Origin of the sequence: Janthinobacterium sp. NFX145, from assembly GCF_049810325.1 — a bacterium.
In the GTDB taxonomy this organism is placed as follows: Bacteria; Pseudomonadota; Gammaproteobacteria; order Burkholderiales; family Burkholderiaceae_D; genus Janthinobacterium; species Janthinobacterium rivuli.
The window spans coordinates 1,501,426-1,514,001 of sequence record NZ_CP187360.1 but is presented as its reverse complement, the minus strand read 5'-3'; the positions used below and the strand labels follow the sequence as shown (position 1 = coordinate 1,514,001).

7 protein-coding genes are annotated in these 12,576 nt (G+C 64.5%); 3 read left to right on the top strand and 4 right to left on the bottom strand.

Going from position 1 to position 12,576, the window contains the following annotated elements; translation table 11 throughout:
* Positions 1–4: 4 nt before the first annotated feature.
* The 4 genes from ACPJXG_RS06775 to ACPJXG_RS06760 form a co-directional block, all read right to left on the bottom strand.
* Entirely contained in the window at positions 5–475 is a 471-nt protein-coding gene (locus tag ACPJXG_RS06775) for an RES family NAD+ phosphorylase (RefSeq protein WP_176389002.1), read from the bottom strand.
* Complete coding sequence (locus ACPJXG_RS06770) at positions 472–948, bottom strand: antitoxin Xre-like helix-turn-helix domain-containing protein (protein ID WP_425253762.1); 477 nt, start codon at positions 946–948, stop codon at positions 472–474. Before ACPJXG_RS06770 ends, ACPJXG_RS06775 begins: the two co-directional genes overlap by 4 nt.
* Positions 949–1,082: 134 nt before the next feature.
* Positions 1,083–1,553 (bottom strand): DUF1854 domain-containing protein, encoded by a 471-nt coding sequence (locus tag ACPJXG_RS06765; RefSeq protein ID WP_099379111.1) that lies wholly within the window; start codon positions 1,551–1,553, stop codon positions 1,083–1,085.
* A gap of 2 nt (positions 1,554–1,555) precedes the next feature.
* Entirely contained in the window at positions 1,556–3,826 is a 2,271-nt protein-coding gene (locus ACPJXG_RS06760) for an ABC transporter ATP-binding protein (RefSeq protein WP_080698525.1), read from the bottom strand.
* Between the two features lie 467 nt (positions 3,827–4,293).
* On the opposite strand from ACPJXG_RS06760, the gene cphA (ACPJXG_RS06755) reads away from it, so the two are divergent.
* The 3 genes from cphA (ACPJXG_RS06755) (at position 4,294) to ACPJXG_RS06745 (ending at position 12,461) form a co-directional block, all read left to right on the top strand.
* Positions 4,294–6,471 (top strand): cyanophycin synthetase, encoded by a 2,178-nt coding sequence (gene cphA / locus ACPJXG_RS06755; RefSeq protein ID WP_035821126.1) that lies wholly within the window; start codon positions 4,294–4,296, stop codon positions 6,469–6,471.
* A 79-nt stretch (positions 6,472–6,550) separates the two neighbouring features.
* The gene (gene cphA, locus ACPJXG_RS06750) at positions 6,551–9,121 is read left to right on the top strand and encodes a cyanophycin synthetase (protein WP_035821128.1); all 2,571 of its coding nucleotides are present in this window, start codon (positions 6,551–6,553) and stop codon (positions 9,119–9,121) included.
* A 172-nt stretch (positions 9,122–9,293) separates the two neighbouring features.
* Positions 9,294–12,461, top strand: coding sequence for an EAL domain-containing protein (locus ACPJXG_RS06745; protein ID WP_425253761.1), 3,168 nt, complete (start codon positions 9,294–9,296; stop codon positions 12,459–12,461).
* Positions 12,462–12,576: the final 115 nt, after the last annotated feature.

Here is a 12,576-nt window from a genome sequence, read left to right as displayed (position 1 = left end):
TGCGTCAGGGGAAAAACCGGGGATCGTAGCTCCACCGCCGGACGGTGCTGGCGGTGACCGCCGCGGCATCGGCATGGCGGGGGTTGAGCAGGACATTGTATTCGTCGGGCACGATCACGGAAGGCACCAGCAGCAAGGCGGATTTCCCCGCTGCAATCCAGCCATCGCCAGCCCGCTTGCCCGCCAGGCCGGCCGGTATGGCGTCCCAGCCGCCGGGAAAAGGGTCGAGTACCTGGCGCGCATTCCATACGCCATCGGGAATGGCGATACGCACCAGGTAACGGTTGAATGGCAAGCCGCCGCCGCGCAGGTAATGCACGGTTTCCAGGGTGGCCAGGGCGATACTCGTCGAGCAATACACGACAGGCGCGCCCTTGCTGTTCCAGCGGCCACCCGTAATCCTGGCGCCGGTGCCGCTCAGGTCACTGGCGGCATAAGCTGGCGTCTCGACGGCAATACGCCAGAGCACATTCATGCATAGGCCCCGCTCTGCGTCATGGACAGCAATTCCGCCACCAGTTTTTGCCCCTCGAAGGTGTCCATGTAACTGGCCGGCGTGGCACCCGCCAGCGCAGGCAGCGGTTTGCTCAACCAATCGGAGACCCAGCGCGCCGCGTCAAAACCGGCGGGATCGCCCGATTGTTCGACCATCGCCTGCACCATGCCAATCAGGGTTTCAATCCCCAGCACGCGTTCCGATTCATCCTTCGACAGCAAGCTGGCGTCTTTTTCCTTGCGGCTGATGGTGGCGCGCGACAGTCCCAGGCTGGACAACAGGAATTCCTTGCTCATGCCCATGCGCGCGGACAGGCGGCTGATCGTCGAGGCTGGAATACCCCGCCGTATCAGCGCAATGCGCGCATCAGTATCAAAACCGTACAGAGTCATGCCTTCGTACAGCGTCCTCGCTTGCTGAGCCGGGACGGGAGCATCAATGTGTCGTTCCATAGCCACCTCCTTTAAGACGGCAGTATAGCTCAAATGAGGCAACCCACAAGGAAAGCACAAGGTCAAAAAAAATGCCGCTCAGCGCAAGCTGAACGGCATGAGCGGCGGCGCCGCACCACATTCCAGGAGGTTTTTTACAGGAAGCGATCCAAAATCTTGCGCGTCGTCTTGTCGATATTGAACATGTCGCGTATCAAAAAGTGGATGCCGTGGTTATCGGCGATCAAGAGCGACGCGGCGCCGATGCGGCGGATGTCTTCCTCGCCCTTCAGCACGAATTGCGTCTCGCCCCGGTCCGTGTCGACATGCCAGGTGCATGGCGTGGCGAAGCTGCTCACGCTTTTCACGCGCGCGATCTCGGGCATGAATTCGCGCCCTTCCAGCTCTTCCTGCAACAGGCTGCGCGCCGGTTCCGGCAAGGCGTCGATGTGGTCGATCCACGCCACTTCCTTGCCATTGCCCAGCACCAGCGAAATGCCTTCGTCGGGCGACTGGATGGGGAAGGCGCGTACGGGCGCCACGCCTTCAAAGACCTGGCCGTCCGCGTCCGTCATCACCAGCTTGCCGAAGGTGTCGCGGCTTAATGTAAAAGTTGTACTGGCCATGCTTATTCCTTGTCATCCAGGGCGAGTTCGTTGTTGCGCGCCTGTGCTTCGTAGAGGCGGAAATAGGCGCCCTCTTTCGCCATCAGTTCATCGTGACTGCCCACTTCGACGACCTGGCCGCGGTCCAGCACCACCAGGCGGTCGGCGCGGTGCAGGGTCGACAGCCTGTGCGCGATGGCGATCGTCGTGCGGCCCTGCACCAGGTTATCCAGCGCCTTCTGGATTTCCTTCTCTGTTTCCGAGTCGACCGACGATGTCGCTTCGTCCATGATCAGGATGCGCGGATCGATCAGCAGGGCGCGGGCAATCGAGATGCGCTGGCGTTCGCCGCCGGACAAGCCCTGGCCACGCTCGCCTACCATTGAATCGTAGCCTTGCGGCAGACGCAGGATGAATTCGTGCGCATGCGCGGCGCGCGCGGCGGCGATGATGTCCTGGCGCGTCGCGTGCGGCTTGCCGTAGGCGATATTTTCCGCGATGGTGCCGAAGAACAGGAACGGCTCCTGCAGCACCAGGCCGATGTTGCGGCGGTAGTCGGACACGGCGAACGAGCGGATGTCGACGCCGTCGAGCAGAATCGCGCCTTCCGAGACGTCATAGAAACGGCAGATCAGGTTGACCAGGGTGCTCTTGCCCGAACCGCTGTGGCCCACCAGGCCGATCATCTCGCCCGCCTTGATGTTCAGGGTGATGCCCCGATTGACGGCCCGGTTGCCATAGCGGAATCCGACTTCGCGCAAATCGATCCTGCCTTCGATCTTGTCCAGCTTCACCGGCTGCGCCGGTTCCGGCACGCTCGACACGTGGTCGAGGATGTCGAAGATGCGCTTGGCGGCCGAGGCCGATTTTTGCGTCACGGAGACGATGCGGCTCATCGAATCGAGGCGGCCATAGAAGCGCGTGCTGTAGGCGATGAAGGCGGTCAGCACGCCGACGGTGATCTCGCCGCGCGACAGCTGCCAGATGCCGAAGCACCAGATGACCAGCAAACCCATCTCCGTCAGGAAGGAAACGGTGGGCGAGAACAGCGACCAGACTTTATTGAGCTTGTCGTTGACGGCCAGGTTGTGCGCGTTGGCGTCGCGGAAGCGGGCCGCTTCGCGTTTTTCCTGCGCAAACGCTTTCACCACGCGGATGCCGGGAATCGTATCGGCCAGCACGTTGGTCACTTCACTCCACACGCGGTCGATCTTTTCAAAGCCCGTGCGCAGGCGGTCGCGCACCAGGTGAATCATCCAGGCGATGAAGGGCAATGGCGCCAGGGTCATGATGGCCAGCCACGGGTTCATCGACCACAGGATCACACCCGTCATGATGATCATCAGCACGTCGGAAGCGAAATCGAGCAAATGCAGCGAGAGGAAGACGCAGATGCGGTCGCTGCCGCTGCCGATGCGCGCCATCAGGTCGCCCGTGCGCTTGCCGCCGAAAAATTCCAGCGACAGCTTCATCAGGTGTTCATACGTGGCCGAGCGCAAGTCGGCGCCCATGCGTTCGGACACCAGGGCCAGCACATACGTCTTGCCCCAGCCCAGCAGCCAGGCCAGCAGGGCCGAACCGAGCAAGCCACTCATGTAGTACACCACCAGCCATGGGTCGATATGCTTGCCGTTCTGATACGGGATCAGCACATTGTCCATCAACGGCGCCGTCAGGTAGGGCGGAATCATGTGCGCGGCCGTGCTCAGCAGCATCAGCATGAAGCCCAGGGCCAGCTGGCCACGGTAGGGATGGGCGAAGCGCCACAGGCGGAACAGAGTCCAGGTCGATGGCGGCGTGTGCAGCACCTTGGCGCAGATCGGGCACTCTTCCTGCTCCGGCTCCAAAGGCGCCTTGCAGCTAGGACAGACTTCCTGCTCCGCTTCCAGCACGGGCTGGCCCGTCAGGTGGCTATCGAGGCGCTCGACGAACTGTTCCAGCACGCGGATCGCATGCAGGTTCTGGCCCAGGGTAAAGCGCCACGACGCCAGGCGGCCGTGGTCATCGAACAATTCCAGGTGGCCGACACCGGCGTGATCGTGGTGCGTCAGGCGCAATCCGTGGCGGAAAGACCAACTTTTCCAGGTGGTATCGCCCGGCGAACGGGCCAGCAAACGCTTCTCAGTGACAACTATTATGCCTTTTGTGAAACGTAATCGCGCATCGAGGTCAACCTCAACGCTACTTAAAACGTTCTCCCCTGGAGAAAGGTTGCTCTCCACTTCCGCCAGCCAGTGTTCAGGCAGCGATGTGAGGGGAATAGTTGTTGCAGGAACACTCAGTTCAGTTGTCATCGTAAAGCATACTCCGGCTCGAGGCCAAGCCCTTCAGGGCGGGATTTGGGGGATGGGGCAGACGCCCGATCAATGTTTGTGTACTGCGCGATGGCGAGGTGGATGCACCAGTGGCAATTTCCTGTATTGTATCGAATGGATGCCTGCCGGTAAGGAATGATGGCGAAACGGCGCAAAAAAATGGGCGTCCGTCGTACGGGAGCAAGTATACAACAGCCCGCTGTTGCGCAAATGCTCCAGCTTAGCCCAGAGTCGGTATCTTTATAACAAGTATGGCAACAATTAGTAACAATTAGAATGACAACACCAGCAGAATAAGGGCAGCAAACGCGACAAGAGGCCGCTAAAAGTGGCACACTGCGCATACCCGGGATAAAGAACCAAGCACGAGCCTGAAAAGTCTCTGTAGAGCCAACATAAAGTATCTGGCGCCCAGACGCCTGGCTTGTTATCAAGAAACCACTTACATGATCAAGAAGAAGAACATCGAATTTGCCCGCGTCACCCACTTGCGCGGCCCCAACATCTGGACTTACCGCCCGGTGATTGAAGCCTGGGTCGACATCGGCGAACTGGAAGACTATCCATCCAATACCCTGCCCGGCCTGTACGAGCGCCTGGTGGCGTGGCTGCCCGGCATGATCGAGCACCGCTGCGGCGTGGGCGAACGGGGCGGCTTTTTCGAGCGCCTGCGCGAAGGCACGTGGTCGGCCCACATCCTCGAACACGTCGTATTGGAACTGCAAAACCTGGCAGGCATGCGCACCGGCTTCGGCCAGACGCGCTCGACCAGCCAGCGCGGCGTCTACAAGATGGCCTTCCGCACGCGTGAAGAGCACGTGGGCCGCGCCGCCCTGGCCGCCGCGCGCACACTGCTGATGGCCGCCATCAACGATGAAGCCTACGATCTGGAAGCGGCCCTGGCGCCCCTGCGCGACATGGTCGATGCGCGCTGCTTGGGCCCGAGCACGGCCAGCATCGTTGATGCCGCCACCGAGCGCCGCATCCCTTCCCTGCGCCTGAACGACGGCAACCTGGTGCAACTGGGCCACGGCGCCGCGCAGCGCCGCATCTGGACGGCCGAAACGGACCGCACCAGCGCGATCGCCGAAGGCATCGCCAGCGACAAGGATCTGACCAAATTCCTGCTCAAATCGTGCGGCGTGCGCGTGCCCGAAGGCAGCCTGGTGCGCAGCGCCGAAGCGGCCTGGGAAGAAGCGCAGGACATCGGCGTGCCCGTCGTCGTCAAGCCGTATGACGGCAACCATGGCCGCGGCGTGTCGCTCAACCTGATGACGGAAGCGGACGTGAAGGCCGCCTACGAACTGGCCGCGCGCAAGGGCGACAGCTCGGCCGTGCTGGTGGAAAGCTTCATCACGGGCGACGAACACCGTCTGCTCGTGGTCGGCAACAAGCTGATCGCGGCCGCCAAGGGTGAATCGCTGTGGGTCGACGGCGACGGCGTCTCGACCGTGCTGGAACTGGTCAACACGCAGATCAATACCGACCCGCGCCGCGGCGAAGGCGAAGATTTCCCATTGGGTACCGTCAAGCCGCACGAATCGGGTGAAATCGTGCTGGAACTGCAGCGCCAGGGCATGACCGCCCTGTCCGTGCCGCAGGCAGGCCAGAAAGTGCTGATCCAGCCGAACGGCAACGTGGCCATCGACGTCACGGACGACGTGCACCCGTCCGTCGTGCATGCGGCCTTGCTTGCCGCGCGCGTGGTGGGCCTGGACATCGCCGGCATCGACCTGGTCACCACCGACATCACGCGTCCGCTGGAAGAGCAGCGCGGCGCCATCATCGAAGTCAATGCCAGCCCTGGCCTGCTGGCGCACATCAAGCCGGGCGTGGGCCAGAGCCGCCCTGTCGGTGCGGCCATCGTCGACCATCTGTTCGCACCCGAGGAAACGGGCCGCATTCCGCTGATCGGCGTGACGGGCACGCGCGGCGCCAGCCTGATCGTGCGCATGCTGTGCAAGCTGCTCAACCTGTCGGGCCTGCACACGGGCGCCGTCTGCAGCGAAGGCATGTACCTGGACCAGCGCCGCGTCGTCAGCAGCGATTGCGTGAACTGGGACGCGGGCCAGCGTTTGCTGCTCAACCGCACCGTGCAGACGGCCCTGTTCGAGAGCAATCCGCGCATGATCCTGGCCGAAGGCCTGGCCTACGACAAATGCCAGATCGGCGTCGTCACGGACATGGGCAGCCTCGACAGCGTCAAGGATTTCGACGTACTGGACGAAGCGGGCCTGTACAAGGCCGTGCGCAGCCAGGTCGACGTGGTGGTGCCGACGGGTGTGGCCGTGCTCAACGCCGCCAACGCCCACGTGCTGGAACTGGCCGAGCTGTGCGACGGCACCGTGACCCTGTATGCGCAGGACGGCGGCTTGCCAGCCATCGCGGCGCAACTGGCCGCCGGCCAGCGCGCCGTCTTCGTGCGCGGCAACCATATCGTGCTGGCCGAAGGCGGCATCGAAACGGTCTTGCTGTGCCTGGACCTGCTGAAACCGGCCACGGCCGGCAATGTCGACAGCGTGCTGGCCGTCGCGGCCGCCGCCTGGGCCCTGAACCTGCCCGTCGATTTGATCTGCGCAGGCTTGCGCACGTTTGACGCGGCCCCTGGCTGCATCGGCAACTAATCGGCAACAGGCAAAGCAGCACTCAAGCCCGGCCAGGATGGCCGGGCCCACAAGAACACAACAGGATTACGGTTTAATTATGGAAGTATCTCGCGTACGGGCCTTGCGGGGCCCTAACCTCTGGAGCCACGACACCGCCGTGGAAGCCATTGTTTCCTGCACCACGCAGGAACTCGACATCGCCCAGCTGCCCGGCTTCGAAGCCCGCCTGCGCGCACTCTTTCCGCAACTGAGCCCGCTGCAACCGCTGGGCAATTACAACGCCGCGCCGATGGCGCAGGTGCTGGAACTGGCGGCGCTGGGCCTGCAGGCGCAAGCCGGCTGCCCCGTCACCTTCAGCCGCACCACGCCGACCCTGGAAACGGGCATCTTCCAGGTCGTCGTCGAATACTCGGAAGAAGCCGTCGGCCGCCTGGCTTTGGCCCTGGCGCAGAAGCTGTGCCAGGCCGCGCTCGACGATGCGCCGTTCGACCTGGCCGGCGCCCTGCACCAGTTGCAGGAACTCGATGAAGACGTGCGCCTCGGTCCATCGACGGGCGCCATCGTCAACGCCGCCGTGGCGCGCAACATTCCGTTCCGCCGCCTGACCGAAGGCAGCCTGGTGACGTTCGGCTGGGGCAGCAAGCAGCGCAAGATCCAGGCCGCCGAAATGGATGGCACCAGCGCCATTGCCGAAGCCATCGCGCAAGACAAGGAACTGACCAAGAAGTTGCTGGACTCGGCCGGCGTGCCGGTGCCGCATGGCCGCGTCGCCATCGATGCGGACGACGCCTGGGCCGCCGCCTGCGAGATCGGCCTGCCCGTCGTCGTGAAACCAAAAGATGGCAACCAGGGCAAGGGCGTCACCGTCAACGTCACCACGCGCGAACAGCTGACGGCCGGCTTCCTCGCGGCGCAGGAATTCCGCGACGATATCCTCGTCGAACGCTATCTGCCGGGTCACGATTTCCGCTTGCTCGTCATCGGCAACAAGATGGTGGCCGCAGCCCGCCGCGACCCGCCGCAGGTGGTGGGCGACGGCCAGCACACGGTGCGCGAACTGGTCGACCAGGTCAACCTCGATCCGCGCCGCGGCAGCGGCCACGCCACCTCGCTGACGAAGATCCGCTTCGACGACATCGCCCTGGCCAGCCTGGCCAAGCAGGGCTATGTGGCCGAATCCGTGCCGCCAGTCGGCCAGCGCGTGATCCTGCGCAATAACGCCAACCTGTCGACGGGCGGCTCGGCCACCGACGTCACCGTCGACGTGCATCCGGAAGTGGCGGCGCGCGCCGTCGCGGCCGCGCACATGGTGGGCCTGGACATCTGCGGCGTGGACGTCGTTTCCGAAAGCATTCTGAAACCGCTGGAAGAACAGAACGCCGGCATCGTCGAAGTGAACGCCGCGCCGGGCCTGCGCATGCATTTGGCGCCGTCGTTCGGCAAGCCGCGCCCCGTCGGTGAAGCCATCATCGCCGCCATGTTCGCCGAGGGCGACGACGGCCGCATTCCCGTCGTCGCCGTCACGGGCACCAACGGCAAGACCACCACCGTGCGCCTGATCGCCCACCTGCTCACCACCTCCGGCCTGCGCACGGGCATGACCAACACGGATGGCGTGTACATCGAAGGACGCCAGATCGACAGCGGCGACTGCAGCGGCCCGCGCAGCGCGCGCAACGTGCTGCTGCACCCGGACGTGGATGCGGCCGTATTTGAAACGGCGCGTGGCGGCATGCTGCGCGAAGGCCTGGCTTTTGATCGCTGCCAGGTCGCCGTGGTGACGAATATCGGCGCCGGCGACCACCTGGGCCTGAACTACATCACCACCGTGGAAGACCTGGCCGTCCTGAAGCGCGTGATCGTGCAGAACGTGGCCGACAGCGGCGTGGCCGTGCTGAACGCCACCGACCCGGCCGTGGCCCGCATGGCCAAAAATTGCAGCGGCACGGTGACCTTCTTCGCCGCCGACAAGACGCATCCCGTGATGGCCACGCACCGCGCGCAAGGCAACCGCGTCGTATACGTGGAAGACGGCAAGCTGGTCGCGGCGCAGGGCAAGGAACGCCACGAAATCGCCCTGTCGCAGGTGCCGATCACGCGCAACGGCGCCATCGGCTTCCAGGTCGACAACGTCATGGCATCGCTGGCCGCCGCCTGGGCCGTGGGCCTGGACTGGAAAACCATCGCGCTGGGCCTGAAAACCTTCGCCAATGAAGCCGACAATGCGCCGGGCCGCTTCAACGTCTTTGACTACAAGGGCGCCACCCTGATCGCCGACTATGGCCACAATCCGGACGCCATCCTGGCCCTGGTGCAGGCCGTGGAAAGCATGCCGGCCAAGCGCCGCTCGGTGGTCATCAGCGGCGCCGGCGACCGCCGCGACGAAGATATCCGCCAGCAGACGGAAATCCTCGGCGCCGCCTTCGACGACGTGCTGCTGTACCAGGATCAATGCCAGCGCGGCCGCGCCGATGGCGAAGTGGTGGCCTTGCTGCGCCAGGGCTTGAACGGCGCCAAGCGCACCACGCATATCGATGAAATCAACGGTGAATTCGTCGCCATCGACAAGGCCCTGGCGCGCCTCGGTGAAGGCGATCTGTGCCTGATCCTGATCGACCAGGTGGAAGAAGCGCTGGCGCACATCGCCAAGCGCGTCGCCGAAGCCTGAGCGTAGTCGCATCGCACACAAGGGCGGCCTGCGGGCCGCCCTTTTTATTGGCGCCCGCCACCTCTCTGCGCGCACCCGCATGGTGCAAAAGCCCCCTTGCAAGCTTGTAAATTCAGGCATGAAAATTGCACATAAGAAAACATATAGGGGCTGACAAGAAGGTGGGGCACGCATGCTGGGCAGAATCTCGCGCATGATCGGAAAACTGACGGTGGGGCGCAAACTGGCGCTGATCTATTTGCTCGACCTGTCCGCCGTGATCTTCATTTCCGGCATCCTCATCAACGAAAAATACCTGGCCATCGATTTCTCGCGCAAGGAGATGGCGGGCAATGACTACATCGCCGCGATCCGCGATGCCCTGCTGCCCCTGGCACGCGGCACGGCGCAAGCGGGCGCGCAGGCCGCGGCCGTGGAGCAGGCAGAAAGCCGCTTCGGCGCAGGCATGCGCAGCGCCGAACTGAATGCGCAATTTGCCGCCCTGCTGCGCCAGGCCGGCAGCACTACCGCCCCAGCCGACGACGGCATCGCGCCCTCGCCCGCCTTTGTCGCCGGACGCGCACTGCTCACGCGCGTGGGCAACCAGTCGAACCTGATCCTCGACCCGGACCTGGATAGTTATTACACGATGTCGCTGGTGATCCTGCGCTTTCCCGAGCTGCTGGAAGTGATCAACAGCACGCGCGCCCTGGCCCTGCAACTGGCGACGGCCGAAGGCGCGCAGCGCCAGCGCCTGCAGACCCAGTTCCTGATCCTGGAAGGGCGCATGGACGCCACCATGGGCGGCATCGGCAGCGACTATACGGAAGCGTTCGCGGCCAGCACGCCGCTGCTGCGCCAGCACCTGGAAGCCTCGCGCGCGGCCCTGCAGCAAGCCGTGGCGCGCTTCCGCGCCAGCACCCAGGCGCTGGCCGGCGCGCAAGTCCCCCCCGCCGGCACGCAGGCACTGCGGCGGCACGACGACGTGGCGCTCGCCGCCCTGCGCCTGGCATGGCGCGACACGGCGAATGAATTGCAGCGCCTGATCCAGCGGCGCGTGGACGGCTTTTTTACGCGCATGTGGCTGCACCTGGGCACGGCCGTGCTGCTGCTGGTGATGATACTGGGCCTGGTGTTTTTCGTCGCGCGCCAGATCGCCCTGCCCATCCGCCGCCTGGCCCGCGTGGCGCAGGAAGTGCGCGAAACGGGCGACCATAGCCTGCGCGCCGTCTGGGACAGCGAAGATGAAACGGGACGCCTGGTGCGCGCCTTCAATACCATGCTGCAGCAGCTCGACTTCCAGCGCATGGCGCAGCAGGAACTGGTGGCGCGCGCCAGCGCGGCCGATGCGCAGCGCCAGCTGGTCGATTCCATTCCCATTCCGCTGATGGTCACCTCGATCCCGCATCACCAGGTGCTGCACGCGAACCAGGCCGCGCACGCGTGGCAGGGCGGCCTGGAACTCGATCCATGGGTGGGCGGCATGAGTCCGCAAGCCCGTTCGCGCTTCTTCCAGCGCTTGAGCGACCTGGGCGCCGTCGATGAATTCGAGGTGTGCTGGAGCGGCGGCGGCACGCCCACGTGGGCCCTGATTTCCGCGCGCCTGATCGACTACCAGGGCCAGCGCGCCGTGCTGTCGACCTTCACGCCGATCAACAAGATGAAGCTGATGGAGTCGCGCCTGGAACTGTGGGCCAAGGTCTTCGAGGCGTCGGCCGAAAGCCTGATCGTGATGGACGCCGGCATGCGCATCATCACCGTCAACCAGGCCTTCCGCCGCCATTCGCTGTACGACATGGTGGAGCTGATCGGCAAGCGCCCGGCCTTTTTGCTCGCGCCCGACAACAGTCCCGAACAGCTCGACAGCCTGCGCCGGACCCTGGCGCGGCGCGGCTACTGGCAGGGCGAAATCCGGGTGCAGCGCAAGTCGCTGGAAAGCTATCCCGCCTGGCTGGTGATGAACGCCGTGCGCGGCCTCGATGGCGTCACCACGCATTTCATCGCCAGCTCGCTCGACATCAGCGAACGCAAGGCCAGCGAGCGGCAGATCGAGCACATGGCCCACCACGACGCGCTGACGGGACTGGCGAACCGCCACGTGTCGAAACTGCGCCTGGCGGCCGCCATCGCGCAGGCGCGCCGCAGCGGCGAAAAGGTGGGCGTGCTGTTCGTCGACCTGGACCGCTTCAAGCACGTCAATGACGCGCTGGGCCACCATGTGGGCGACGCGCTGCTGCAATCGGTCTCAAAGCGCCTGTTGCAACTGGTGCGCGAAGGCGACACCGTCAGCCGCCTAGGCGGCGATGAATTCGTCGTCATCCTCAACGGCGTCGGCGACGCCGCAGCCATCGCCGTCCTGCTCGACACGCGGCTGATACCGGCCATGCGCGAGCCGCACCAGGTGGAAGGCAACGCGCTGTATGTCTCGTGCAGCGTGGGCGTCGCCGTCTACCCGGACCACGGCGACGACATGGATACCCTGATGCGCCACGCCGATGCGGCCATGTACCAGGCCAAGAGCGGCGGGCGCGATCACGCGCGCATGTTCACGCCGCAGATGCAGGAGCAGCAGTTGCAGCAGCTGCACCTGGAAAGCGATCTGCGCCACGCCATCGAGCGGCAGGAACTGGTGCTGTACTACCAGCCGCGCATCGATGCGAAAAGCAGCCGCCTGAATGGCGTGGAAAGCCTGATCCGCTGGCAGCATCCGCAGCACGGCCTGATCGCGCCCGACAGCTTCATTCCCGCCGCCGAGGAATCGGGCCTGATCGTCTCCATCGGCGCGTGGGTCATCCGCGAAGCATGCCGCCAGCAACTGGCCTGGCGCGAGGCGGGCGCGGGCGACATCGCCGTGTCGATCAACCTGTCGGCCATCCAGCTGAAAAACGGCGGCCTGGTGGCCACCTTGCGCGAGGTGCTGCGCGAGTTTCCCGTCACGCCGGGACAGATCGAATTCGAACTGACCGAATCGATCCTGATGGACAACGTGGACGACACCATCGCCACCCTGCACGCCATCAAGGCGCTCGGTTTTGCGCTGTCGATCGACGATTTCGGCACCGGCTATTCGAGCCTGAACTACCTGTGCCGCTTCCCGCTCGACAAGCTGAAAATCGACATGAGCTTCGTGCAGGACATCCACGGTTCGCCGCAGAATCTGGCGGTGACGAAAACCATCATCGGCCTTGGCCATACGCTGGGCTTGACGGTCACCGCCGAGGGCGTGGAAAGCGCGGCCGATGCCGACGTGCTGCGCCACGCCGGCTGCGATGAATTGCAGGGCTTTTACTTTGCCCGTCCCATGCCGCAGGCGCACTTCATGGCCTGGCTGGCGCACAGCGCCGCGCCCTGCGCCGCCTGACACTGCCTGTGGAGCGTCAGCAACGCGCACGCGCCAGGTTCGGCAATGCGCGGCGCACCGCCAGGGCGCATGAATGCAGCAGGGATACCGGAATCGGTATTGACATCGCAAAAGA